This window comes from Planctomycetia bacterium (assembly GCA_016795155.1).
Taxonomy (GTDB): domain Bacteria; phylum Planctomycetota; class Planctomycetia; order Gemmatales; family HRBIN36; genus JAEUIE01.
The window spans coordinates 90,063-113,885 of record JAEUIE010000053.1 but is presented as its reverse complement, the minus strand read 5'-3'; the positions used below and the strand labels follow the sequence as shown (position 1 = coordinate 113,885).

Sequence of the window (23,823 nt, the reverse complement as noted above, 5' to 3'; positions counted from 1 at the left end):
CATGACCTATCTTTGCCTAACTGTCCAATGATAACGCTGGAGCCCACCAGTGGCGATTCGATTTTACTGCACCAATTGTGGTCAGAAGATTAAAGCCCAGGATGATATGCCTGGGATGAAAATAGCCTGTCCGAGTTGTAGAGAACGACAAGTTGTTCCCCAGCCTGCAATTGCCAAATCAACTCAGCGAGACGATCATCAGGCATTGAAGATGGCAGCCCACTTTGATGCAAAAGATTATGCTACAACTCCAATAGGTTATCATAATGACCGCAAAAAGGGCCAATCACCTGATGATCACTCAGAACCCCTCAATCAGGTAAAGAAGAAAAGAATTGCCCGAGGGTCACTTTACTTCTTCTTCATCCTGGCATTTATTCCTCTGGGTATCGATGTTTATCAAAACAAAGACGATAATCTGATCAAAGAGATTGAGCAAAGTATTCAGAATGACCTGCGTGGAGAGAAACAACGAAAGGCATACAAGACCCTTGAAGAAGCCAAAAAAGGGCATGCTACACTTGACGAAATTCTCGAATTCTTCCCTAACAAAAAACTCAAATCAGCATGGCTTCCTCGTGACACCGATCTGCATTTTTACCTTGCGATGCTGGCTACGATTGGATTTCTGGTGACAGTCTGTACCTGTTTGCCTAAAGGTTTTACCCGAGCACCTTTGATGCTGATAATTGGAATCTTCACTGCCATATTTGGAATTGGCTCCCTGATGATCCTTCAGATATTAGCCATGTCTGGTTGGGGAATGGTGGTAGCTGGTCCGTTTGGCATCATCATTTACATGATTGGCATTTGCTACCGGGCTATCATGCATCCAGATTTGCCTTTCATCACCTATCTGCTCAGCTTTACTTTTGGTGTGGGCTTATGTGAGGAGATTATCAAAGCACTGCCTATCTTCATCATTTTCCTGGGTCGAAGTCGCATGCGCTGGCATGAATGCTGCGCACTGGGAATGGCATCAGGCATCGGTTTTGGAATTGCAGAAGGCATTCATTTTTCCGAAACCATGTACAACGGCTTGTGCGACCAGCAGATTTACTTTGTAAGGTTCATCTCATGCGTCATGCTGCATGCAATCTGGTGTGCAGCCGCTGCTTTGTTCCTTCACCGGCATCAGCGATTGACACATGGCAGGATGAGTGTTCTTGAAGGATTTAACCGACTCTTCATTCTGATTGCCATACCGATGGTATTGCACGGCTTATACGATGCCTTTATTACCAAACATATGGATGGTTTAGCTTTGGCTGTAGCATTATTCAGTTTTGGCTGGCTGGTATTAATGATAGAATCTGCTCGTGAAAAGGAAGGAGACATCCTCGTCCAGGTACCCAACCTTTCTGCCGAGGGCACTCCTCTTCACATTCAACCAGCACCATCTATCGAAAGTGATCCCTCCACTCATGCAACTAGCCCAAGTCCTGTTTAAGGGTCGAAAACGCACAGCTATTGTCACGGGCGATGAACTGCAATTACTGCCTCGACCCAAACAGGGTGGCTTGAAACTCAACGAAATCCTCCACCACAAAAAGCCTGAAAAGGTGATACGAAAGCTGTTAAGCAGAAGCAGAACCGTATCGCGCGACCAAGTCTCCTGGATGCCACCCATCTCCAAGCAGGAAGTATGGGCTGCAGGTGTTACTTATCGCCGATCGCAAACAGCACGCAAGCAGGAATCCAAAGGAGCTGCAGCATTCTACCACAAAGTCTATCAGGCAGATCGGCCAGAACTGTTCTTCAAAGCCACGCCTCACCGCATTGTGGGCCATCAGCAGGCTATTCGAATACGACAGGATTCCACTTGGAACGTCCCTGAGCCGGAGTTGACGCTGGTACTGAAACCGGACTTGAAAATTGTCGGCTACACCATTGGCAATGATGTCAGTTCGCGTTCGATTGAAGGCGAAAACCCGCTCTACCTGCCACAGGCAAAAACGTACATGGGATGTTGTGCAATAGGCCCTGTCATCACCCTGGCAGACGAAGCAATCGACCCGAAGCATTGGAAAATCCATCTCAAAATTGCCAGGCAAGATGCAGTTGTGTTTGAAGGCCATACTGCAGTTTCTAACATGGCGAGAGAACTGACTGATCTGGTTCAATGGCTTAGCCGTGACAACTCTTTTCCGAATGGTTGCTTTTTGCTGACAGGGACTGGGATTGTTCCCGAGAATGATTTTACGCTTCAATCGGGAGACGTGGTTGAGATCAGTATCGATGGTATTGGCAGCCTAATAAACATTGTAGCCTGATTATGCCAATAGCTTGCGGCCTATAAATCGATAGTAAGGCATCTTCACAAACGGCATGTATGGTAACTTGGTTCGTTCTTCGTACAAACTCATCTGTTCAAAACGATGCTGTAAATACGGAATATGATCCGGACTCGGGAAAACATTGTCTGCATCAAACCAGGTGCGCCAGAAATGACGTGTTGACCAGGCGTGGCGTGTTCGTGGGTGCTCTGCCCATTTTCTGCTGACAAAAAAATCTACCACGCCTATCAGACCACCCGGCTTCAATATTTTCCAGGCGGCATCCACTGCTGCGAACCAGTCTGGAATCATCGTGAGCGAATAGGAAAATGTCACAACATCTGCCTGCTGCGATTCGGGAAGCATCAAAGCAGTAGCATCAGCATGTAGCGTTTTGATATTGAGCCATTTCCGCTCTTTAATTCTCTCATCCGCAACTTTCAGCAATGATGGAGTCAGATCGACAACGAAGCCACTTCCCAATTGGTGGATCGCATCACCCAAATACTCAAAATTGGAACCGGTTCCACCACCCACATCAACCCAGCAGCCACCAGTTGGCACCGGAATACTGGAGTAGAGTTCCTCTCTACCTTTCAGCAACCGCTTGCGAAACTGGTCATAGTCCTGAGCTTGCCCGCCATAGAAACTTTCCAGACGGTCCTGATGCGATTTGCCTCGCACGGGCGACAGAGTCAAATGATACAGGACTTTCAGGTCGGACCAGAGACTCATACTTTCAGATCCGCAATGTAGAAGCTGCCATAGGTGTGAACCCGATCCCTGGCATGAAGTTCTTTCGCCAACTCAGGCTGAAAGGTCAGCAATTCCTTCATTTTGCATTTCGTGCCCTGCACCTCTACTTCCAGCGGTTCCACATAATCAACTTCTAGACCGCCGGAACGGTAGATCACCTTGGAATGGCTGGCAGCACGATCAACAATGGCCTGCCATTCTTCACGCAAATAAGGCAGTTTGAAAAAGGCTAGCCAGTCCATGTGGTCAAGCAGAACAAATCGCGAAATCGTAACGTCATTCTCCCGCAGGAAGCCAGCGACTGTGGTGGTATGCGTTGTCACTTTGTCTATTAAACCATTCTTCAAGCGGTGAAAGTTTTCCTCCCTGAGATATTCGGGACAACATTCTCTGGTGTACTCTCCCGTAAGGTAAACTCGCCAGAAATAATTATCATGAAGCGGCAACTTGGCAAATACCGCTTCCATGCAATCTTCAATGAACTTGGCTATGCCACCTTCGTAGTACTTTTCCACTTGCAAACGCTGCGGTCGCGGTACCCCCAACAGTGAAAGCGTAGCATCGCGACGGACTGCCCACTTGATGAATTTCTTCCAGAATCGAGGCTTGAGGCGCTTGTGGTAGAGTTCATCCTGCTCTGGCACTGTTTTGCAAGCGAAAAGGTCTTCCAGATCGGCTCTGACTTTCGCAACACGATCAACATAAGTATTGATCATGCGGGCAAAGGTGCCAGATGTTCCGCGAAAGTAGAAGCTCTTACGCCAGCCTGACCCTGCGAAGAATTTGAATCGGCGATCCCAGAATTTCTGAGCCCATTTGGGCAAATTAGGGCGTAAAGCATCGGTATACACCTGACGGATATCGGGATGTTTACCCTGGCCAAACAGTTGAAAGAAATCTTCGTAGTTCAGATACTTGATGCCAGCTCTTTTGAATTCCAGGAGTGCATTCTGTCTGAAATTCATGTCGACGGCATGCACTCTCCCTGCCCCGGCAAGCAGATAATCCAAAGCATTACAACCAGCGGAGGTAATCACCAGTACTGTGTCGTTGTTAGTCAGTTTCAACGCCACACGATCGAGTGCGGGGTCTTCCCAGCAGGTGTTGTAAACAAGGTTTCGGCCATGCACGAGGTGAAAGCACTTATCGCTGAGCCATTGCTGCAACTTCTGTTTCATGAATGACCCTTCGCACGAAAACTGCTATGTTGGGAAGATATGGAGATAGCAGTCAGGAGCCAGCAGCCTGGAGCCGGAATGATGATATTGTTGATTATGTCTACTATCTGCGTTACGGTACAGGCTCAGGATGCGAAATTGCCAAGCAGTGCTGAAGCAGCACTAACCGAATATCGGCAGGCATTTGAAAAGGGGGACGTGCTGGCCATTGCCAGGCTGACAAGCGGGCCTGCAGGTCAAACACTTCGCACACTGGCCCCAGCACTGTCGGAAGCCCAAACAGCCTCCGATGCGTTCAGCAAAGCACTAGCCGAAAAGCCTGCACTCAACCTTACCAATCCTTTTGCCCAAGAGTTGAATCCTTTTTCAGGCTATCAACTGGAATTGCTGGAATTGACTCGCAACAAAGATGAGCATCAGGCACTGGTACGTTTTGGTAAGCCTCAACGCATGCGCGAAGAAACTCTCAGCGTTAAAAAAGAGGGAGAAGGTTATCGTGCTTCGCTTCCCGGCTTCTTTCTCAAGACGATGGGTACCTACACCCAGGAAAAATTGACGAAACAAACAAAGGAACTTACTAACCTTGCCGGCATTTTGAAAAAGTTGGCCGAACAGGTATCGAAGGGTGAACACTCAACCAAAGAAGCCATCGTGCTCAAGCTGGCTGAATTAATCAAAGAAGCCAAACTCAGCGAAGCGAAATGACTATTTCTTTGTTTCTTCATCCAGCAGCTTTTTCACTGCTGGAAATTTCTCGTTTGGAATGGTGACTGACAGATTGTAATGAACAATCTTCCAACCGTCTTTCTCCAGTCTCAACACACCTGAACCACGAACAGGCCCCAGATTCTGTGTTTTCAAGTCCTCATCAAACCAGGCCAGTTTACCATCGGCTGAAAGCATGACGTCGCGACGCGATGCTGCAAAAGTCCAGGCTTTGCCTTGGGCGAAATACGGGTGAGCAAACTTTCGGAACGCTGTCTTATTCCAGCGTTCCGTCGCATCGGTACCTAAATATATGGAATCCTCTGTCATGGCATTGAAGTAAGCATTTTCATCTGCCTTGGCCGCTGCCTGATGCCAATCTTCCAGAACCTTGTTGATCGAAGATTGTGCATCCATCGAAGAAAGCAGGATTGCAAACACCAGGCAATGCATGGCTTACTCCATTAATGATTGAGTGTTATTGCAGAAAAGAAACAAGCATAAGTACACCGGCAATAATGGCCAATGCACCCATGATCTTATCTCGATTTTCAAACTTGATGTCAAATGCCTGTAAGGCACCCATGAGAATCAGCCAAACAGCAAGACAAATTGGTCCTAACTTCCCCATCACATTACTCCAATAAAGAAATGAAGGCAGACAATCCGACTATTCTGACACAATAAACCTGAAAGGCAACGACTTTTCTTCATGTGAATCTGGAAACTGGCTTCGAAATTGACACACTATAACTTCATACCCATAGCGAGAATTTGAAATGGCTGAAAAGAGCAACTTTCCCCGTATTGGTTTTATTGGTGCAGGTCGCATGGCAACGGCCATGATCCAAGCACTGCTCCGTTCGAAAATGACTACTGCAGACCGGATTGTTGCCAGTGATGTCGTCGAAGAAGCACGGGATGTGCTCGCAGATCTCACTCAAGTCAAAGTTCACGCTGAGAACAAACCTGTTGTCGATTCCAGCGATGTTATCTTCCTGGCAGTGAAACCGCAGGTGATGGCGGAAGTGTTACTTGAACTGAAACCTATGCTGACTGCCAAACATCTGGTAGTGTCAGTTGCTGCGGGTGTCACGCTGACTCAGCTTTCAGCCATCTTGGGGAGCAAGGCTCGTTTAGTAAGGGTCATGCCCAATACTCCCATATTAGTTGGTGCCGGCGCTGCAGGGTTCTGCCTGGGTGCCAAAGCCACCTTTGATGATGCTGAACTGGTTCAACGCATTCTCAACACGCTTGGCAAAGCAGTTGAACTGCCCGAACGCCTGATTGATGCAGTTACAGGTTTGTCAGCAAGCGGACCTGCATATATTGCCGTCATCATTGAAGCTCTGGCAGATGGAGGCGTAAGGGCTGGACTTTCCCGTGATGTCGCAAATCTGCTTGCCACTCAAACGGTTTATGGCACGGCGAAGATGTTGCTTGAAACCGGACTACATCCAGCCATGCTGAAAGACATGGTTGCAAGCCCGGGTGGTACCACCATTGCTGGACTGCATGCCATGGAAAGCGGCGCTGTGCGATGTAGCATGATGGATGCAGTGCTGGCAGCAGCCTCAAGAGCTTCTGAATTGGGCAAGAGTTAGATGTTACTCTGGCTCACATTGTTGGTCTGTATTTCAATGCAGGGGCAAGAAGTTGTGCCACTTAAGCAGGCACATGCCCACAATGATTATCTGCACTCAAAGCCACTGCTCGATGCTCTGGAACAAGGATTTTGTTCTGTTGAAGCAGATATATTCCTTGGCGAAAACAATGCTCTGCTGCTAGGTCATACCAAGCAAGAGCTTAAATCTGAGCGAACACTCGAAGCTCTCTACTTGAATCCGCTCCGAGAACTAGCCAGGAAAAATCATGGATCTATCTTTCTCAAATCGGCTGGCTCACCAAAGACAATCTACCTGTTTATTGATCTGAAGACACCTGCCTCTACAACTTATCCCGTACTGCATCGCCTCCTGGAAAAGTATTCAGAAATCCTGACCGAGGTGCGCAATGGTAAAGTCACTGAGCGTGCGGTAACAGTTATTCTTTCGGGATCCCGCCCCGCTCTTCAGGAGTTGGCAAATCAATCACCCCGGTTTGCTGCATACGATGGCCGATTGAGCGACTTATCAAGCACGGTACCAACTCATTTGATGCCGGTCATCAGCGATAACTGGCAAACACAGATTCGATGGAGTGGTCTGCAACCCATTTCTCCATCTGATAAACAAAAACTCGATAATATCGTGAAACAGGCTCACAAACACAAACGTAAAGTACGGTTCTGGGCTACTCCCGAACATGAAACAGTATGGCAACTGCTGCATGAATTGAATGTCGATCTGATCAATACTGACAAATTGAGTGAATTAAATTCATTCCTGTTAAAACAGAAGAACTGAAAACTGTTATTCGAATGTCCTGTACCGGGTATTCAGAATTGCCCTGTGAACTGTACAATCAATTTTACTGATTTTGAATTCAGGAATCGATCATGGCAGAGCCAGTGCCAATGAAAACTCCTGCCACGCGTAGTGAAGTGATCAATCATTCGATAGATCACGTTATTCCCACACGTAATCAGCCTGCTCTGCTCGGCTATTATTATTCGATATTCGGCCTGTTACCCATAGCTGGATTATTTTTGGGGCCGGTTGCAGTGGTTTATGGCCTGATTGGTTTGGAACGGGGCAACCGGTTGCCTCGTCACATTGGATATGGACATGCTTTGTTTGCCGTGGCAGCAGGGATGATTGGTTCTATTATCAGTTATTCACTCGCTGCCGCTATGGGAGTATTCCTTTTGATGAGCTATATGGGAAACAAATGGCCATTTCCTCCCGATATGGAACCATATGAAATCCCGCTTGAACAGATGCATCAACGAGTAGATCGATTGGAACAACTGGCAGAGCCTGGAAGACATCAACCGGGTAAAAACCTGCATTAACTGCATCGAGGTACGATGAACTATGAGTATGGTGGCCAACCCACAGCCAGGCCAGAATAAGTCGATCGCCGTATCAACCGGTCATCCCGGGCTGGATTACGAACTCGCTTTAGTTGGAAATCCGGATGTTAACGAACTGGCCAAGTCAATCGTACAGACAGGGGAACGCCTGGAAGTACCTCTGCAAGGCACATTACCAGTCATGATTATGCCGCTGGGCGATATTCTGGATCGACAACTCACACGAGCCTGGACCAATCAGATACGCAGCAAATCAAAGGCATTACAGGCAAAAATACCAACCCTGCTCGATATCCTGGCTCGTCTGGAATTTTCAGTCGGTGAATTTCAAAACGCTCAACGAAACTTTATGGCGCTGTCGCAAATCCATAAAGATACCGAACAGCAGGCCCTGGCACGATACCATGCCTATCGCTCTGCATTGGAACGACCGAATCTTTCCGATGCCAGCGTGGAATTACGCTATGCAGCGGGGTTATCTCCTCGCAGATTTTCCCCGGTTCAATTGGAGCGATTTGATCCCGAACAGATTGTTTATTCCGATATTATTGGCATCACGGTTCGCTGCACTACACGTACCACACTGCAAAAAGAAGATTTGTTCATTCGAACTCTCGATTTGCGATATGTGGATCGAACGCTCTCGGAAATCTTCGACGACCAGAAGAAATTATCAACAGTGAACCATCGGTCAATTCTTCCCATCCGGGGCACAGGCCATGCAACACCAGACGGTCAACGGCCTTTTGTAGTTTCATTGCTGTATGAAGCGAGTACTGTGGAACAATATGTTCAGCGAAGTGGTGTCATTTCCCCAAAGGATTTCCTGCCGCTTTTCCAAAGCCTGGTTGAAGGCTTGCAAGCTGCACATACCGCTGGCGTTTTGCATCGCAATATTCGACCAGATTATGTCCTCATTCGCAGAAAAGTCAGTGGCTACTCAGGGGTCATGACCAACTTTGGCTTACCCCTCAAACGCGAGTTTTACGAATACCCCATATCGAATCCTTCTCACCTTGGGCAGACAACCTTCGGTCGCACGCTCAGTAATTCGCTCGATTATGCAGCCCCAGAACAAATTGGTGAATTGGCTGTACCAGCCAGTGAAGCATCTGATGTCTACTCACTTGCTAAAGTAGCCTGTTTAGCCTTATTTGCCACTCCTCACCCGGCGCTGAATCATTGGCGGCTGGCTGGAGAAGCACTGGCAGGCATTCTGCATTCCTGCCTGCATAAAGATCCCGCACAACGATTGACTCTTACACAACTCAAAGAACGACTAACTGCCTTACAGGATCCACAGCAACAGCCTGGTAAAGCTGGCATGGTTGATCCCAAGATGGCTGCTTTAATTGCCACTTATCAACCACCACCAGGTGTAGGCGTTACCGCCATGCCTGTGGTACCTGCTGGCATGGCCGTTCGCCGACGTATGTCAACCAGGGAAATTCTCTGGAACTGGCGACTTTCCATCCTTAAATGGGGTTCTGCTCTCGTGTTACTCGGCATGGTGGCTGCGGTAATTGCTGCTGTGTTTTGGAACCCAGGAGCTCCCAACACAGATAAAAAAGGCCCTGTTTTTGCAAGTGGCACACTATATCTACTTGATAAGCCGATCGCGGATGCCACGATCCGACTCATTCCTGAAGGCAATGAAGCAGGTGTACGTCCTCATGCAAAAACTGACAGTGAAGGAAAATTCTCATTTACAACATCCATGCCAGGAGATGGCGCTCCACCTGGACGTTATAAAGTGATTGTCGAAAAAGACCCTGTGCTGGATCGAAATCGACTGATGCCCAATGTGGCTGAAACGGATGAGAATTTTCGAAACTTGCTTATCAGCCCGCTTATCATGGAAACCGAAGTGCATCGCAGTTACAGCAGTGAACGTGACAGCAAACTGCGACTGGTTATTGAACCGCAAGGCAATCAGGATATCAAAATTATTCTGAATTATCTTGGAAGATAAATTGGAGCCGAAGGGGATCGAACCCTCAACCTCCGCATTGCGAACGCGGCGCTCTCCCAGTTGAGCTACGGCCCCTGATAATAGCCAGCATAAATAATCGCAGGCAGAACATCTATCTGTTTGTTTGATTTTGGCATTTCGGGCACCAATGTGTCGATCGCCCACTCAGTTTTGTTCGCTGAATGGGCGTACCGCAATGATAACAGGGCAAGTCCTTACGGCCATAGACTTTGAATTCATTCTGGAATCCGCCTGCTTCGCCATCACCATAGTAAAAGCTCAAAATTGTTGAACCATGAGCATCGATAGCGCGTTGCAACACTTGTTGTACCGCTGAAACTAATATCCGAACCTGTTTCGAGGTGAGAGAGTTACCACGCCATTCCGGATTGAGTCTGGCACGATAAAGTGCCTCATCTGCATAGATATTCCCAACCCCAGCCATAACAGATTGATCCAGCAAAATGGCTTTTAGTGATCGATTGCTGGCCAGAAATCGTTCCTCCAGTTGCTTTGAGTATTTTCCAAACGGCTCTATTCCGAGTTGTAATTCTTCAGGAAAGCGATGGTTATCAACTACCTGACAAAGCCGCACGCTTCCAAAACGGCGAGGGTCAACGTAGCGCAGTTCTTCATCACCGCCGGCCAGTGGAAATACCAGGTGTGTATGCGACAATACTTGTTCAATACTATTACAGACCAGCAATCGCCCAGTCATGCCGAGGTGAACCACCAGGTGACAACCTTCCTGTGATAGCTTAAGCAAAATCCATTTTCCACGTCGTTCCATGCTAACGATCTTCGTGTCAGAAACTTGCTGGGTCCATTGGGCTAACCAGGGTTTCCTGAGTTGGTGTCTGCCGCGTCTGACTGTTTTTATCCACTTCCCGACCAGCTTTGGCCTGAGTGATCTTACTACCGTTTCAACTTCAGGTAATTCAGGCATTTTTTCTCCTTGCATTTTTCATCATACTGGTCTTTCCCATCTGTCGAAGATTAGTTACTAGAGATGTTCGAAGTGTGCCCTAATTTAATGTGCAGGAAAGTGACAGAAGACTATGAAAGGTCAACAACTGGAAACTTCTTCCAAATACTCACTCCCATTACTCAACGCAGAAACCGCCACCTTCGATTGCACCTTTGGCCGAGGCTGCGAAGGTGATTGCTGCACGAATGGCCGACCGGGACTGACAGATCAGGAACAACAGAAAATCAGACGAAAACTATCAACCTTGCTTCCCTTGCTGAAAGATAAAGCCCGGCGGATAATTGAAGACAATGGTCTGGTGACACAACGTCAGCGAGCAGGGCTTTACATGGCACCTGTGGTGGATGGCTGGTGCGTGTTTTTCAATGAGGGCTGTACCCTTCACAAAATGGGGGCAGTAGAAGGCGATTCTCTCAAGTACAAACCAGCTCAATGCGCCATTTTTCCCCTGCTTTGGGATGAAGATGGGGATTTTTACGTAAGGCAATGGAATTACAAGGGTGAAGAATGGAACGACCTGCATTGCCTGAATCCTGCAAAATCCAAAGTCAAAGCAACTGAATCTTTGAAGAATGAAATGAACCTGGCGCTCGAATTGTATGTCAAACCTCAGGAAACGAGAAAAGCTGGTTGAAGTAACCAGAATTTCTTTGAACTCTTGCTTGTCATGATGACGATTCTATAATTTCGTTACGACGAATGCGGGCGTAGCTCAGTGGTAGAGCGCCACGTTGCCAACGTGGCTGTCGTGGGTTCAAGTCCCATCGCCCGCTCTTTTTTATTTTGTTGGCTGCACAAACAGCGATAACCTTCTACATCAAATGCATACACCCCATTTATTGAGGCGTTTATGCGTTTGCGTACCTTGTGTTTTGTCGCATTCTTATTCCTTGCCTGCACTCTGGTTGTTACTGCATACCATTCAGGCAAAGAGACGCTCCAACAGGAAGTTGCCAGCAAAACAGCTGTCCATTTGAAAGATCTGGAACAGGTCTATTATGATCTGCATCGCAATCCTGAATTGTCGACCAAAGAATTGCGTACAGCCAAAAAGCTCTCTGACGCTTTACGGGCACTTGGCTTTGAAGTAACCGATCAGATCGGCACTGAGAAAGGTGGCTTCGGGTTTGTTGGAGTTTTGAAAAATGGCGAAGGCCCTACTCTTCTGATTCGCACTGATATGGATGCTCTTCCAATCATTGAACAGACTGGAGTGCCTTATGCAAGCACCGTAAAAGTACGTGACGCAGAAGGCAAAGAAGTGGGTGTTATGCATGCCTGTGGCCACGACATTCATATGACTTGCTGGCTTGGAACTGCTAAGGTGTTATGCGATCTGAAATCCAAGTGGAAAGGCACTCTGGTAATGATCGGGCAGCCTGCTGAAGAACGTGGCCTAGGCGCCAAGGCCATGCTCGATGCCGGTCTGTTCAAACGCTTCCCCAAGCCTGATTTCTGCATCGCCCTGCATAGCGACGGTATGCTGCCACATGGTCAGGTTGGTTACACCTCTGGTATGGCAATGGCCAATGTTGATAGCGTTGACATTCTCGTTAAAGGTAAAGGTGGACATGGCTCAGCACCTCACAATGCCATTGATCCAATCGTTATAGCTTCACGAATCGTGATTGATTTACAAACGCTTGTGAGTCGTGAAACCGATCCACTCGATTCCGCTGTAGTAACCGTAGGCTCCTTCCACGGCGGTAGTAAGCATAATATCATCCCGCCTGAAGTGAAATTGCAGATTACCGTTCGCAGCTTCAAGGATTCGGTCAGAAAGAATCTGCTCGATGGAATCGAACGTATTGCCAAAGCCGCTGCACTGGCAGCACGCGCACCAGAGCCAGTTGTACATGTTGAACAGTCAGAATTCACACCCAGCATGTATAACGACCCTGCCCTGACAACTCGCAGCGTTGCTGCCATGAACAAGGTGCTTGGCGAGAAAAATGTGTATGTGATTCCACCCAAAATGGGGGGTGAGGATTTCAGCCGTTACAGTCGCGATGGCGGATCACCTATTTTCATGTTCTTCCTTGGTACCAGCGATCCAGACAAAGTTGCAAATAGCCGAAAAACCGGGATGCCATTACCGAGCATGCATTCAGATCTCTACGCACCTGTACCGGCACCTTCCATTCAAACTGGCGTGCAGGCAATGAGTGCAGTTGCTCTTGATTTACTTGGTGCAAAATAATCGAAGCAGCGATAATTCAGTTCCTTTTCTTCGATGCTTCAAGTTCTTTTCGCGCTTGAGATTGAAGTTCTTTCGCAGGTTTATCTTCGGGTAAGAGTTGTAGCGCCTTATCCAAGGCGGATATTGCATCGGCGTACTTCTTCTCATGCATTGCGTTTTTAGCCACTGTCATGTGCTGATCGAATTGTTGTTGATTCAACTTTTTCAGGGCGTCTGCTCGCTCTTTATCTGCTTTCAGTCTGACTCTCAGTTCTTCGTCCGATTTCATTCGCTTATTTTTTTCTTCCTGTGCAGCTCGTGCTTCCTGCTGTTTCTGTTCTTCTGCTTCCTTTTCCTTCTGAATCACCTCGGCTTTTTCGCGTTCCTGATCACGCTTTGCCATACCCAGATACATAGCAGCATCTGCATCTTCGGGGTTCAACTTTCGTGCTGCTGAAAAAGCATTGGCAGCCTGTTCGTAATCTTCGGCAGCCAGCGCCTCCTTGCCCTCTTTCATGAGACTTGCAAATTCTTCCTTTTTCTTCGCTAATTCTTCTGCTTGCTTTTTCTTTTTTACACTTACTGTTTTTTCGTTGTCTGCGACCTGTTTGTTCTTATCCAAATTTATCTGGCGTTGTGCTTTGCCTGCTGACAGATTGGTGGGGTCTAGCTGTAACACCTGCTGCAGCAACACTTCAGCATTGGAGTAATCTTTCTTCGCAATTGCAGTCTGCACCTTTTCAAGCAATTGCTTAATCTGCGCTTGCTGTTCAGTGTTGTCAACCGTTCGATCTTTGCGGCTTTTCTGGGTTTTTATCTCATCAAAAGGATCAGACTTACCGCCTGATACTGACTGTGTGATAGCTAGCTTCGATATAGCTGAAGTTGGTGTAGATTTCTGCTCGCAGCCCAAGAGTTGCAAAGAGATACAAACAGGTATGATAACATGGATTTTCAGCATGTCTGTACCCTGCTTGCACCATGAATGCTTGGCATCATAACACAGTAAGCTGGCTGGTGACAACCTGACAGAACTTATTTCTTCATTTTGAAGGCGTTTTGTACTCTACCTGTTGAATAGGATTATTATCCTTGATGGAGTTCAGATGCTGATAAAGAATACGTCTGACTTCCTGAACTGCCTTGGGATGATGGTGGACCTTCATATGATCAGCCTGCACCACCAATTCTGATTCAGCATCCCTGAGGTGCGCACTATCATATCGTACGACACCGTCGCCCGGTGCATCATCCCAATTGAGAACATCTCGTAATTCCTGGAAGAAATGATTCTTCTTGATCACGCCGACCACGGAATGAAAGTGTACCTTTTCTGGTCGTTTGCGCTGATAAAGCACCTGCAAAGCAGGCGATTCTGGATCGAGCAGATCAATACTGGTAAAGGATTCATTAGCGGCTTGCTTTAATGCTTGAGGGTTTTTCTCCATGATTTCCTGAACTGTGGCAGTCATCTGTTCAGGCAATCGCACCAGTTTCTTGCCAATCTTTCCAAGGAGCGTAGGGCTCAGCTTTGAACCACGATGCGGTGTACCCATGAATATAACTCGTTTTACATCCTGGACTGCATTAAAATAAAAAACCTGAGTCAGTTGTTCACGTGTATCCGTTTTCAGCTGCAATTCATCAAGAGACTTGTTGCTGGCCACATTCCAGAAATCATCACCACCATTGATCGTCATCAACTTACCGATCAAACCTCCCATACTGTGGCCAACCAGCACCAATTCATCCAACGCCTTGTCTTTATTGTCTGGGTCTACCTCCTGCCGCATTTTCTTCAGAGATTGCCTCAGTTCGGCAGCCGTATTCATGAACGGATTGCCCGTTGGATAAAGATAAAACCAGAATTGATAGTGTTCACGAAGATAGGGGTCTGCTTGCAGATCATTAAACAGAGGTGCCCAGGTTAGGGGTGATGAAAGCAAGCCATGTACCATCAATACAGGAATTTTTCCTTTCTGATACGGTTCGAACATGTAGATGCCTGCCTGTCTATCGACTTCGTCTGCGAAGATAAATCCCTTGTATGCCAGTGATGCAAGATCGGTTTTTTCCAAGGAATACGCTAAAGGCGTGGTCAAATCCGTTTCCATGGGCATCGAGTAGCCTGCAATGTTGATTGCCTGGAACGTTAATGGATTGTGCAGTTCAAGAGTACCCATGCGGGCGTGAGCCAACTCCGTGATACCACCATCAAAACGGAGTATAGCAGTTACGGGAAAGTGTACCGCTTTAAAATAATTTCCAGCCTGCTGACTGGTATCGCCCGGCCGATTCTCCGGTGAAATTCGCGAACCAATCATGGGTACACCCAAGCCATAACCTCGGTACTTGTTATCAAGACCGGTAACTTCGTAATCGTTACAGAATAACATCGGGCCAAATTCCTCCGGCTTCCAATTGAAGCCGTGGTGGTTGACCTTTACTTCAAAAGTGCCACCATCGTAGGTGGTCAGTTTAATTTCCTGCCTCGAGTCAAGTTTGCCCTGGCTTTGGACGTTTCGTACGCACTTTTCCAGCGAGCGATTGTACAATTCGCATGCCAGCCTGAATCGTGGATCAAAGCAATTAAAGGGCAACAGACGAGGCTGCGTTGAAGTCTGCAGGACTGCCTGTGCATTGCTTTCTTTAATCAGCCCAAACAGATAGTGATAAGAATACCCGGCACAAAGATAATAATATTGGCAGGAATAGGTCTGCTGCTGAAGTTCTGTTTCCCTTCCGAACTTGAAACTGAGTTCAGCCAGGGCAAACACCTGATCTGGCGGTGCATCATTGGGCGTAATGCTGATCAATTTCAAATAACACTTAAAAGGATCATCATCATAAAGCGTTTCGAGATCGAGTTGCCTGAGAGTTTGTCGAGTTCGAACAGAAATATCTTCATTCTGGCCAAGATTCTGCATCCAGTTATCAAATATCGTACGTTCTCCAGCGGGACGTACACCAATGCCTGTGCATCCAGCTATCGTCAAAAGGGAGACGAACAACCAGCAACTTGAAATCCATAATGAATTACGACGAAACAAACAAAATCTCCGCAATCATAACAGGACTGCGGAGAATAGCCGGATAAGGTTATCTGTCAAGCGAAAGTCATTGAGTTACAGGTTTGAAAGCATTGCTGGAATTAGCAGAAATCCCGCGTCGTACAGGCTTTTGTAACTGAATGGCCTGCGCTGGAAGCAATTCACCATTAGTAACGGAAGGTTTAGTAGCGGGAGGTTCTGTCAGCCTGGATTCAGCCTGTTGAATAGTTTTCTCCGATTCATCAGGCATGCTGTCGAGTTTCGCCAGCAGTTCCTTGGCAGATTTCAACGTAGGGTCTAAACCTAAAGCAATGTTACAGGAACTTCTTGCCTGTTCATGCTCGCCAGCTATCAGATACATGGCAGCAAGATTAGCTTGTGCAACAGCAGGCGAGCCTGCCTTCTTGAAAGCCTCCAACGATTCCTTCCATCTCATCTGTCTACCCAGAGCTAATCCAAGATTGCCATGTGCTCTCTGCATTCCAGGTTTGAGAGCGATGGCTTGCCTTAAATATTTCTCTGCATTCTTGAAATCATCCATCTCGTAATAGGTGTAACCCAAGTCGTTCAGGATATCTGCATCTTTGGGATTCTGTGCCAGTTCCTTTTGATATAAAGTGACCGACTTTTCAAATTGTTTCTGTCCAGCATAACAAGCAGCTAGTTTTTTCTGAACTCCAGGCATTCGAGGTTGATGCTTTAATGCCAGTTCGTACTGATAAATGGCTTTGTCATAATGACCATTCTTTTCGAGTTCTTCGCCAGTTGTTATGCATAACTTAGCTGCTTTTTCTGGCGCAAGGTCAGGATCTTTGACGGGTGCAGCAGTAACTGTCGGCACAATGTTATGCGAAGCTACCTCTGGAACCGGCTTTTCGCTTAATGTCTGTGAATTAAGCAAACCATTTTGTAAAGAAGGGGTTGCACACCCCAACGATGCAGTCACTCCCATTACCCAGGCGAAACGAGACCACCGTCCCATGGTCTTTCTCCTTATGTGATTCCCGCTCTGAATCTAACGATGTCATCCCTTCCAGCCAAACAGTCCCCACCGCATGGCCAGAATGCTTCTGTCAGTTAGAAGAAAGGAAACCCAAATCCACCGCGGAAGAAATTACCCCGTTGGTTGCCAAACAATCCGTTGTTGTAAGTATTGTTACCCTGGAAGCCGTTGTTTCGGAACAAGCCTCCATTGCCATTAACACCTGTTCCAGCTTGTGGCAGCGAGGCATTGACTCTCTCAGCTTCGTCTCCACCCATGCCCTCAGCTTCCGGGAAGCCGATGATCACACGAGAATCAATGTCTTCAAACCCTGCTTTTTTCAAAGCAGCTACCACAGTCTGTCGGCGTTGCTCGTTCATTCGTGGATCAGGCACAGCTTGAATCAACACGGGGAAAGGCACTTGATTCAATCGATTAGCGATGAGTCTCAGGTGATATTGCCCGTATGGCCCCAGATCCTTGCCATCCATGTAGAATTCATGGCGATAAAAGACAAAGTCATCAACCTCTGCTTTGCCTGCCTGAGTTTCGAATGGCCTTCGGACTGTCATGTAAGGCGGTTCAGGAATGGCTCCCGATTCTATCTCATCAAAACGATTCGCATCGCAACTGGTGCAACCTGCTACCAGGCTGATGCCCGTCAATCCAACCCATAGAGCGCTATGCATTTTCCTGTTCATGGCTGCTCCTGGTGGTTAGCGGGGTGGTGTGGGTTTATTCTCCGCAGGTGGCGGCAAGCTTGGCGCCGATTGCGAAGGCAAAACCACATTATTGGGAACGGGATTGACCATCGTTGGTGATGAACTGGAGCCATAAGGCCCTGTGATGTACTGATCCTGACCTTTTCGATAATTCAACATGCGATGAATATCTGTCCGGGCACCAGCTCGGTAATCTTCACGACGACGGCTCTCCAGGCGACCTAACAAGTAGAATTCAGTATCGCCTGGTTCATATACGTTGTAACCAGGTAATGGTGGAACTTCGTTGTGTTCCATCGGATGCACTAGTTCTGGTGTAATCAGGAACACCAGTTCCTGCTCCGTGGAATTAATTGCATCAAAGCCGAATGCACGGCCAATAAGCGGAATGTCGCCAAAAAGTGGAATGCGGTTCGCCTGAGTCTGCAAATTGTTGGATATTAAGCCTGCCACGGCCAGTGTTTGTCCTTCCCGCAATTCCACCACATTAGTGAAACGACGTGAATTAATTTGAGCTGGTACCTGCACTTGTCCAGGAGCATTATTGGTAAAAGCTTGGTTATTTGCATCACGACCAAGTGCGGTCACTTCAGCATTAACGGTTAGCCTGATGCGATCCTTATCGTAGACAATTGGAGTGAAATTCAGCGAGACACCAAATGGCCGATAATTAACACCCTGTAATCCTGCAACTGAATTTCCAGCGACTACAGGCAACGGCACTTCACCACCTGCCTGGAAAGTTGCAGCTTGACCATTCAAAGTAACAAGGCAAGGTTCAGCCAGTGTCCTGGCATAGCCCATCTGACGTAAGGCATTCATAGCCAGGATGACAGAGCCACCATCAATGGATGCACCGATATTAGCACCTTGTCCAAAGGCATTATTCCCGGCAAGTAATCCTCCAGTACGTTGAATCAGCACCGGATCACGCGCATTATTCAAAATGGCAAAGTCCATTCCGATGCTACGCAGTGCATTACGCTGCACTTCCGCCACCTGAACTCGCAGCATCACTTGTTGTTCACCTGGAACTCGCAACAAGTTTATAATGTTCGCATTGCCTGACAGAACAAAGTTCTGCAATCCCTGAGCAATGGTCTGATCAGGATTCGTTGGATCAGTATTGAGTGTAACATCGATGCGATCAACAGGAATTCTGGTAGGTGGTGTCTGTTGAGGTGCTTGTTCGCGAACGACTGCCAGTATCTTGGAGGCCTCATTAATATCCTTAGCCTGGCCCGAAACAACCAGTTTGTCTCCAATCAGACACAACTTAACCACACTATCGGGAAATGCCCGATTGATTTCATCCTCAAGAGCTTTGTATACCCGCTCGATTCGTGTTTTCGCTTCAGGATCGGGCACCACTCGAACCAGGTAATTCAACACTTTGAACTTATCTGGCTGTGCTGGATCAGCAAAAAAGAGTGCGATAACCGTTGTACCCGTTTGCTTGCCAAGAACAAAGAACGCTCTGTCTTTGCTTTCCTTGATAAGCTCGATGTCTGCAATAGCAGGATCAACTGCCTGATATTTCACCGGCGCCTGTTTCAACTGCAGAATGCGTGGGCGACCTATAACGAGTTCCAGAGTATTGTCTGGATCATCTATGCTCTCAACGTAAGTTCGATACTTATCGAGTGTTTTCTGATCTGGCTTAGGCGTGCTTCCTATCGGTGCATCCATCGCATTAAGCCTGGTGCGAGGAGCAAAGATATCAGGTTGTTTTGCCTTATCCTGATTCTCGACTCGAGGAGCAACTTCCGGAACTTTCGAATCCAAGTTTGGAAATTTTGGTGGTTCCGGCAATCCCTGATTACCAGGACCCTGTTGACTATCTTTAGAAGGTGTTTCAGTCTTCGAAGGTGGCGTACCTGTCTTATCGTTTTTGACTGGAGGCTTCTGTTCCTGATATCCAGCTTGTACTACCAGTGGCTGAACAATTCTGGTACCCTGAGATCGAACTGGTGGATCACCTGCCATGGCAGGTACCAGGACGAGAGTCAATGACAACAAAGGCAATGCGGAAACGTAGGTAGTCCACTTCCGTGTGGTGCGGTTACCCTGCGAACCAAATTGCTGAACTGTCATCGAAGAATGCATAAGAAGCCCCTGGCAAACCCGACAATGATCCACTGTCTGTTTGCATGGACTTGTAACAGTCCCTAGCAGTATCGATGCATTCGATACAGCGTCTCTGGCACTATCGGCATGTCAAAGCGGAGAACTTTTGCCGAACGTAGCGATTATGACAGCGAGTGTTGACGATTACTAAACCTTGATCAGAGTCTAGGTAATCTAGGGCATATAAAGAAATTACGAAACTATGAAGAAACATTTTGATCTGATAATAATCGGTTTAGGTGCAATGGGATCAGCTGCTGCCTGGTCTGCAGCACAACGAGACAAGAAAGTTCTCGGCCTCGAACAGTTCAATTTGGTGCACGATCAAGGCAGTTCACATGGACAAAGTCGCATCATACGAGAAGTTTACTACGAACATCCGGGGTATGTGCCTTTGGTCAAAGAGGCATTCCAGCGTTGGGAATCGCTCGAGCAATCCACACAACAGCAACTTCTATTTCGAACTCGATGTGCCAACATTGGAATATCTACCAGTGAGATAATTGTCGGCACATTGAACGCTGCAAAAGCTCATCATCTCGATCATGAAATCTGGGATGCAAAACAAATTCAACTGAACTTCCCTGCCCTACGGGTGGAAGATGACTACTGCGCTGTCGTTGAGAACAGGGCTGGCTGGCTCGTGGTGGAGAAATGTGTCGACGCAATGCTTGATTCTGCCAGGAAACTTGGAGCCTCGCTACATAATCAGGAAGAGGTTATTGAATGGAATTGTCATAAGAGTCATGTGGAAGTAAGGACCATTAAGTCACTCTATACCACCGATCAATTGATCATAACCTCTGGTCCCTGGGCATCCCGACTGCTTAATTCGTTAAGATTGCCGTTGCGAATCATGCGACAGGTCCAATTGTGGTTTACACCACCAACCGATCAGGAAGAGAAATTTCGTTCACCTGAGTTTCCTATTTTCATCCTTGATACGCCTCACGGCAGCTTTTATGGATTGCCGAGTGATGCTGGTGTTGGTGTAAAGGTGGCACAACATTATGGAGCGCCTGAACTGCATTCTCCAAGTGATGTTGATCGTCAGCTATTTACCGAAGATCTGATACCTGTTCGGCGTTTCCTGAGAGCACATCTACCAGCCCTGGCTGAATCGCCGTTAAGCCACCATGCCATTTGCATCTATACGCTCAGCCCCGATCGACATTTCGTCATTGATTCTTATCCCAACGATTCACGCGTTGCCCTGGCATGTGGATTTTCAGGGCACGGATTCAAGTTTGCGCCAGTAATCGGTGAAATGCTTCTAGAACTGCTTGATGGGAAGTGCCGCGAAGAAACGAAGCAGCTGTTCAGTATCGCTCGATTTAATTCGTTACCTATGCGGTAACAGGTATGCAACTATTAGTTTTCGGAAGTGTAATCCTGAATGTGCTTCCTTTGCCCTCTTCACTAGTCACGCTGATTGTTCCACCAAACAAGTCGACGTAGCCTTTAACAATGGCCAGCCCCAATCCTGCATTGACGCTTGCGGATTGCCGTGATGGATCTGCACGGTAAAAGCGTTCGAATAAATGCTGCCTGGTTTCCTCGCTCATGCCCATGCCAGTATCGATGACTTCAATTATTAACGACTTTGAAGAAGCACTGAGCCTTACCGTTACCTGGCCTTCTTCTCGATTATAGTGAACTGCATTATCAATCAGATTGAGCAGAATTTCACGCAACTTGCCAGCATCAGAGATTTGCGGACTCAGATTGCTGGCAGACTCATCAACGTCCAGTTCGATACTGATTTGTCGCTGGTCAGCTAAAGGCCTGAGCATATCGACGCACTGCCCTGCCAGTTCAACGATATCTATTTCTTCTTTCTTGATCGGATCAACCCCGGCATCAAGTCGAGACAACACCAGTAATCGTTCGACTAGCGTTGTCATATGAGTTCCAGTTTCAACACACTGTTTCAAGGTTGCTCTATATTCTTCAGGCGTACGCGGCTTACGCAATGATACTTGAGCAGTTGTCATCAATGCTGCCAGCGGCGTTCGAAGCTCATGGGAAATATCAGCGGTGGCACGTTTTTCTCTGGCAAAGGCATGCTCCAGTGAATCAAGTGATTCCTGCAAACGCATCACAATAGGAGATAATTCTTCCGGTAGCTTATCAGGATCGATTTCTTTACCATGTAATTTCAATCGTAAGTCGCGAGGAGTCAGATCTGTTACTGCATCAGCTACATTGACCAACGGAGCGAGACTGGCTCGACTCAACCAGGTAATCGCCAATGCACAAAGAGAGATAGTTGCCAGACAAATGAGTATCAGCCTATTCAATGTATCCTTGCGTACCTTTTCTGACTCTTGCCTCAGTGCAGCTAGTTCCCTTCCAGTTTCCTCGCGAAATGACGCAATCATTGAATCGCGTGCATCTGTAACTCTAGCTACCTGAATAACCATAGATGCGGATGAACGTGGAATAGTACGATCGAAGCTTGTTGCAGAACGGCGTAACGGAGGAATTCTCCCCATCGCCAAACCACCTGTAACGATGGTTTCATAAGCCAAAGGCAGGCGAAGGGTTACCATACAGAATCGTTTACCACAACTCAGCAACTGTTCATTGACCATGGGTTCATAATGCTGCAGTTGATATGTTCGAGATAACTCCGGCACAAAACAATCTTCTGGCAGATTATCCGAACGGACACTGGCGCGTTGGGTTGAGATGTAATAGTATTCATCTCCATCCAGTACTCGATCCTGTAGAACAATCGTTCTTTTAGCGAAGAAGTGAAAAAAAACTCGTGAATTCTGTGAGCTCGAAGCTTGAGCCATCGCAGCCAGGTAATTGGCTGATAGATCTGGATTTGCCAATGCCGTTGCAAGTGACCCCAGAATATGTGTAGTCTGTAAAGGAGTTATCATGGGCAAGACAGGGGACAACTCAACTTTTTCGTAGACCTGTCTGCCGATACGTTCTGCCTGATGGATCATTCTATCCTGGAATTGATCGCGGTAATCCTTGCAGCGCTTTTCGCACTGATTACGCAATAATTCAGCAGTTGCCAACTCTTTTGCTTGCAGCAGATAATTGGTCTGCTCATATACATACCACGACAAACCGCCAACCACAAAGGTCACCAGCGCCAAGAGCATTAACAGAAGGCGAACTCGTATTGACCTCACTTCGGCAACTCCTCGGTATTGACAATGACATCATCGTCATCATCACCGCGCAACATGTATCCTTCGCCCCAGCGTGTGAGAATCAATGGCTTTTCAAAACCCTTGTCGATTTTGTTTCGGAGGTATCGAATGTATACATCAACTACATTGGATGTATTCTCGTCTTCTTCGTCGTATAAGTGATCCCAGATCATGGGTCGAGTGACCACTTTGCCTCTGTGGAATGCAAGGAATTCCAAGAGCGCGTATTCACGTGGTGTCAGGTGAATACGTTTTCCACTGCGTTTTACGCTGCGAGCAGCAGAATCTATTTCCAGATCATGAATACGAAGGATCGGATCTTTAACCTGATGACCGCGGCGAATAAGTGCACGGATTCTCGCCAATAATTCATCCATCTCGAATGGTTTAGTCAGGTAATCATCAGCACCAAGATCCAGACCTTTCACTTTTTCTGGTAATTGATCTTTTGCGGTAAGTATGATCACGTGACAACTGAGGCCATCTTTTCGCCAACCCTGCAAAAGAGTAAGGCCATCAACTTTGGGCAGCATGACATCTAGAACAACAACATCGTAAGGCATCCCACGTGCCTTAATGTTAGCTTCTTCTCCATCCTTGGCCCAATCAACTGCATAACCCTCTTCTTCCAGTGCCTGTTTCAAAGCCCTGGCTAGCGGATAATAGTCTTCGGCAAGTAGAATCTTCATTTTCCAATCCTCTCATTAATATCATCTACGACATGATAACCCAAGTCAATTA

General features: G+C 47.2%; 22 protein-coding genes and 2 tRNA genes. 11 read left to right on the top strand and 13 right to left on the bottom strand.

Features of this window, described 5'->3' with window-relative positions:
- Positions 1-49 precede the first annotated feature (49 nt).
- On the top strand, positions 50-1,450 hold the full coding sequence (locus JNJ77_18215) for a PrsW family intramembrane metalloprotease (protein ID MBL8824527.1): 1,401 nt from the start codon (positions 50-52) through the stop codon (positions 1,448-1,450).
- Positions 1,425-2,273: a fumarylacetoacetate hydrolase family protein gene (locus JNJ77_18210; GenBank protein ID MBL8824526.1), complete on the top strand. Its 849-nt coding sequence runs from the start codon at positions 1,425-1,427 to the stop codon at positions 2,271-2,273. Before JNJ77_18215 ends, JNJ77_18210 begins: the two co-directional genes overlap by 26 nt.
- Here JNJ77_18210 and JNJ77_18205 read toward each other — a convergent pair whose 3' ends face one another.
- The gene (locus JNJ77_18205; GenBank protein MBL8824525.1) at positions 2,274-3,011 is read right to left on the bottom strand and encodes a class I SAM-dependent methyltransferase; all 738 of its coding nucleotides are present in this window, start codon (positions 3,009-3,011) and stop codon (positions 2,274-2,276) included.
- Positions 3,008-4,210: a BtaA family protein gene (locus JNJ77_18200; GenBank protein ID MBL8824524.1), complete on the bottom strand. Its 1,203-nt coding sequence runs from the start codon at positions 4,208-4,210 to the stop codon at positions 3,008-3,010. The genes JNJ77_18205 and JNJ77_18200 overlap by 4 nt, the downstream gene beginning before the upstream one ends.
- A gap of 78 nt (positions 4,211-4,288) precedes the next feature.
- Between JNJ77_18200 and JNJ77_18195 the strand changes: the two genes are divergently transcribed.
- Complete coding sequence (locus tag JNJ77_18195) at positions 4,289-4,915, top strand: hypothetical protein (GenBank protein MBL8824523.1); 627 nt, start codon at positions 4,289-4,291, stop codon at positions 4,913-4,915.
- Here the strand turns inward: JNJ77_18195 and JNJ77_18190 are convergent, their stop codons facing one another.
- Both JNJ77_18190 and JNJ77_18185 read right to left on the bottom strand, forming a co-directional pair.
- Positions 4,916-5,368 carry a nuclear transport factor 2 family protein gene (locus JNJ77_18190; protein MBL8824522.1) on the bottom strand — a complete coding sequence of 151 codons (453 nt, stop codon included), beginning with the start codon at positions 5,366-5,368 and terminating at the stop codon, positions 4,916-4,918.
- Positions 5,369-5,393: 25 nt separating this feature from the next.
- Entirely contained in the window at positions 5,394-5,546 is a 153-nt protein-coding gene (locus JNJ77_18185; GenBank protein MBL8824521.1) for a hypothetical protein, read from the bottom strand.
- 148 nt (positions 5,547-5,694) lie between these two features.
- Here JNJ77_18185 and proC point away from each other — a divergent pair, with 148 nt between their 5' ends.
- From proC to JNJ77_18165, 4 genes are all read left to right on the top strand, one after another.
- On the top strand, positions 5,695-6,519 hold the full coding sequence (gene proC / locus JNJ77_18180) for a pyrroline-5-carboxylate reductase (GenBank protein ID MBL8824520.1): 825 nt from the start codon (positions 5,695-5,697) through the stop codon (positions 6,517-6,519).
- Positions 6,520-7,320: a phosphatidylinositol-specific phospholipase C/glycerophosphodiester phosphodiesterase family protein gene (locus JNJ77_18175; GenBank protein ID MBL8824519.1), complete on the top strand. Its 801-nt coding sequence runs from the start codon at positions 6,520-6,522 to the stop codon at positions 7,318-7,320. It abuts the gene before it with no gap.
- Positions 7,321-7,412: 92 nt separating this feature from the next.
- On the top strand, positions 7,413-7,868 hold the full coding sequence (locus JNJ77_18170; protein ID MBL8824518.1) for a hypothetical protein: 456 nt from the start codon (positions 7,413-7,415) through the stop codon (positions 7,866-7,868).
- Between the two features lie 22 nt (positions 7,869-7,890).
- Positions 7,891-9,861, top strand: coding sequence for a protein kinase (locus JNJ77_18165; protein MBL8824517.1), 1,971 nt, complete (start codon positions 7,891-7,893; stop codon positions 9,859-9,861).
- A 2-nt stretch (positions 9,862-9,863) separates the two neighbouring features.
- On the opposite strand, the gene JNJ77_18160 is transcribed toward JNJ77_18165, so the two are convergent.
- Both JNJ77_18160 and mutM read right to left on the bottom strand, forming a co-directional pair.
- Positions 9,864-9,936: transfer RNA gene (locus tag JNJ77_18160), tRNA-Ala, on the bottom strand.
- A 37-nt stretch (positions 9,937-9,973) separates the two neighbouring features.
- Positions 9,974-10,807, bottom strand: a complete 834-nt coding sequence (gene mutM, locus JNJ77_18155) for a bifunctional DNA-formamidopyrimidine glycosylase/DNA-(apurinic or apyrimidinic site) lyase (GenBank protein MBL8824516.1) — start codon at positions 10,805-10,807, stop codon at positions 9,974-9,976.
- 112 nt (positions 10,808-10,919) lie between these two features.
- Here mutM and JNJ77_18150 point away from each other — a divergent pair, with 112 nt between their 5' ends.
- The 3 genes from JNJ77_18150 to JNJ77_18140 all read left to right on the top strand — a co-directional run bounded on the left by JNJ77_18150 (position 10,920) and on the right by JNJ77_18140 (position 13,049).
- A complete protein-coding gene (locus JNJ77_18150; protein ID MBL8824515.1) occupies positions 10,920-11,483 on the top strand; it encodes a DUF3109 family protein in 564 nt (187 codons plus the stop codon).
- A 67-nt stretch (positions 11,484-11,550) separates the two neighbouring features.
- Positions 11,551-11,622: transfer RNA gene (locus JNJ77_18145), tRNA-Gly, on the top strand.
- Positions 11,623-11,699: 77 nt separating this feature from the next.
- A complete protein-coding gene (locus tag JNJ77_18140) occupies positions 11,700-13,049 on the top strand; it encodes an amidohydrolase (GenBank protein ID MBL8824514.1) in 1,350 nt (449 codons plus the stop codon).
- A 16-nt stretch (positions 13,050-13,065) separates the two neighbouring features.
- On the opposite strand, the gene JNJ77_18135 is transcribed toward JNJ77_18140, so the two are convergent.
- The 5 genes from JNJ77_18135 to JNJ77_18115 all read right to left on the bottom strand — a co-directional run bounded on the left by JNJ77_18135 (position 13,066) and on the right by JNJ77_18115 (position 19,876).
- Entirely contained in the window at positions 13,066-13,989 is a 924-nt protein-coding gene (locus JNJ77_18135) for a tetratricopeptide repeat protein (GenBank protein MBL8824513.1), read from the bottom strand.
- 82 nt (positions 13,990-14,071) lie between these two features.
- Positions 14,072-15,955, bottom strand: a complete 1,884-nt coding sequence (locus JNJ77_18130) for a hypothetical protein (GenBank protein MBL8824512.1) — start codon at positions 15,953-15,955, stop codon at positions 14,072-14,074.
- A 190-nt stretch (positions 15,956-16,145) separates the two neighbouring features.
- Positions 16,146-17,060: a tetratricopeptide repeat protein gene (locus tag JNJ77_18125; protein ID MBL8824511.1), complete on the bottom strand. Its 915-nt coding sequence runs from the start codon at positions 17,058-17,060 to the stop codon at positions 16,146-16,148.
- 95 nt (positions 17,061-17,155) lie between these two features.
- Complete coding sequence (locus JNJ77_18120; GenBank protein MBL8824510.1) at positions 17,156-17,761, bottom strand: hypothetical protein; 606 nt, start codon at positions 17,759-17,761, stop codon at positions 17,156-17,158.
- A gap of 15 nt (positions 17,762-17,776) precedes the next feature.
- Positions 17,777-19,876, bottom strand: coding sequence for a pilus assembly protein N-terminal domain-containing protein (locus JNJ77_18115; GenBank protein MBL8824509.1), 2,100 nt, complete (start codon positions 19,874-19,876; stop codon positions 17,777-17,779).
- Positions 19,877-20,111: 235 nt separating this feature from the next.
- On the opposite strand from JNJ77_18115, the gene solA reads away from it, so the two are divergent.
- The gene (gene solA / locus JNJ77_18110; protein ID MBL8824508.1) at positions 20,112-21,266 is read left to right on the top strand and encodes an N-methyl-L-tryptophan oxidase; all 1,155 of its coding nucleotides are present in this window, start codon (positions 20,112-20,114) and stop codon (positions 21,264-21,266) included.
- Here solA and JNJ77_18105 read toward each other — a convergent pair.
- Together JNJ77_18105 and JNJ77_18100 are read right to left on the bottom strand one after the other, a co-directional pair.
- On the bottom strand, positions 21,256-23,061 hold the full coding sequence (locus JNJ77_18105) for a HAMP domain-containing histidine kinase (GenBank protein ID MBL8824507.1): 1,806 nt from the start codon (positions 23,059-23,061) through the stop codon (positions 21,256-21,258). The two genes, solA and JNJ77_18105, sit on opposite strands and share 11 nt — an antisense overlap.
- Positions 23,058-23,771 carry a response regulator transcription factor gene (locus JNJ77_18100; protein MBL8824506.1) on the bottom strand — a complete coding sequence of 238 codons (714 nt, stop codon included), beginning with the start codon at positions 23,769-23,771 and terminating at the stop codon, positions 23,058-23,060. Before JNJ77_18100 ends, JNJ77_18105 begins: the two co-directional genes overlap by 4 nt.
- Between the last annotated feature and the right edge of the window lie 52 nt (positions 23,772-23,823).

Bases quoted from the DNA above. Each gene is read 5' to 3' on its own strand.
- JNJ77_18210 (MBL8824526.1), top strand. From the start codon at position 1,425: ATGCAACTAGCCCAAGTCCTGTTTAAGGGTCGAAAACGCACAGCTATT.
- JNJ77_18205 (MBL8824525.1), bottom strand. From the start codon at position 3,011: ATGAGTCTCTGGTCCGACCTGAAAGTCCTGTATCATTTGACTCTGTCG.
- JNJ77_18200 (MBL8824524.1), bottom strand. From the start codon at position 4,210: ATGAAACAGAAGTTGCAGCAATGGCTCAGCGATAAGTGCTTTCACCTC.
- JNJ77_18195 (MBL8824523.1), top strand. From the start codon at position 4,289: ATGATGATATTGTTGATTATGTCTACTATCTGCGTTACGGTACAGGCT.
- JNJ77_18190 (MBL8824522.1), bottom strand. From the start codon at position 5,368: ATGCATTGCCTGGTGTTTGCAATCCTGCTTTCTTCGATGGATGCACAA.
- JNJ77_18185 (MBL8824521.1), bottom strand. From the start codon at position 5,546: ATGGGGAAGTTAGGACCAATTTGTCTTGCTGTTTGGCTGATTCTCATG.
- proC (MBL8824520.1), top strand. From the start codon at position 5,695: ATGGCTGAAAAGAGCAACTTTCCCCGTATTGGTTTTATTGGTGCAGGT.
- JNJ77_18175 (MBL8824519.1), top strand. From the start codon at position 6,520: ATGTTACTCTGGCTCACATTGTTGGTCTGTATTTCAATGCAGGGGCAA.
- JNJ77_18170 (MBL8824518.1), top strand. From the start codon at position 7,413: ATGGCAGAGCCAGTGCCAATGAAAACTCCTGCCACGCGTAGTGAAGTG.
- JNJ77_18165 (MBL8824517.1), top strand. From the start codon at position 7,891: ATGAGTATGGTGGCCAACCCACAGCCAGGCCAGAATAAGTCGATCGCC.
- mutM (MBL8824516.1), bottom strand. From the start codon at position 10,807: ATGCCTGAATTACCTGAAGTTGAAACGGTAGTAAGATCACTCAGGCCA.
- JNJ77_18150 (MBL8824515.1), top strand. From the start codon at position 10,920: ATGAAAGGTCAACAACTGGAAACTTCTTCCAAATACTCACTCCCATTA.
- JNJ77_18140 (MBL8824514.1), top strand. From the start codon at position 11,700: ATGCGTTTGCGTACCTTGTGTTTTGTCGCATTCTTATTCCTTGCCTGC.
- JNJ77_18135 (MBL8824513.1), bottom strand. From the start codon at position 13,989: ATGCTGAAAATCCATGTTATCATACCTGTTTGTATCTCTTTGCAACTC.
- JNJ77_18130 (MBL8824512.1), bottom strand. From the start codon at position 15,955: ATGCAGAATCTTGGCCAGAATGAAGATATTTCTGTTCGAACTCGACAA.
- JNJ77_18125 (MBL8824511.1), bottom strand. From the start codon at position 17,060: ATGGGACGGTGGTCTCGTTTCGCCTGGGTAATGGGAGTGACTGCATCG.
- JNJ77_18120 (MBL8824510.1), bottom strand. From the start codon at position 17,761: ATGAACAGGAAAATGCATAGCGCTCTATGGGTTGGATTGACGGGCATC.
- JNJ77_18115 (MBL8824509.1), bottom strand. From the start codon at position 19,876: ATGACAGTTCAGCAATTTGGTTCGCAGGGTAACCGCACCACACGGAAG.
- solA (MBL8824508.1), top strand. From the start codon at position 20,112: ATGAAGAAACATTTTGATCTGATAATAATCGGTTTAGGTGCAATGGGA.
- JNJ77_18100 (MBL8824506.1), bottom strand. From the start codon at position 23,771: ATGAAGATTCTACTTGCCGAAGACTATTATCCGCTAGCCAGGGCTTTG.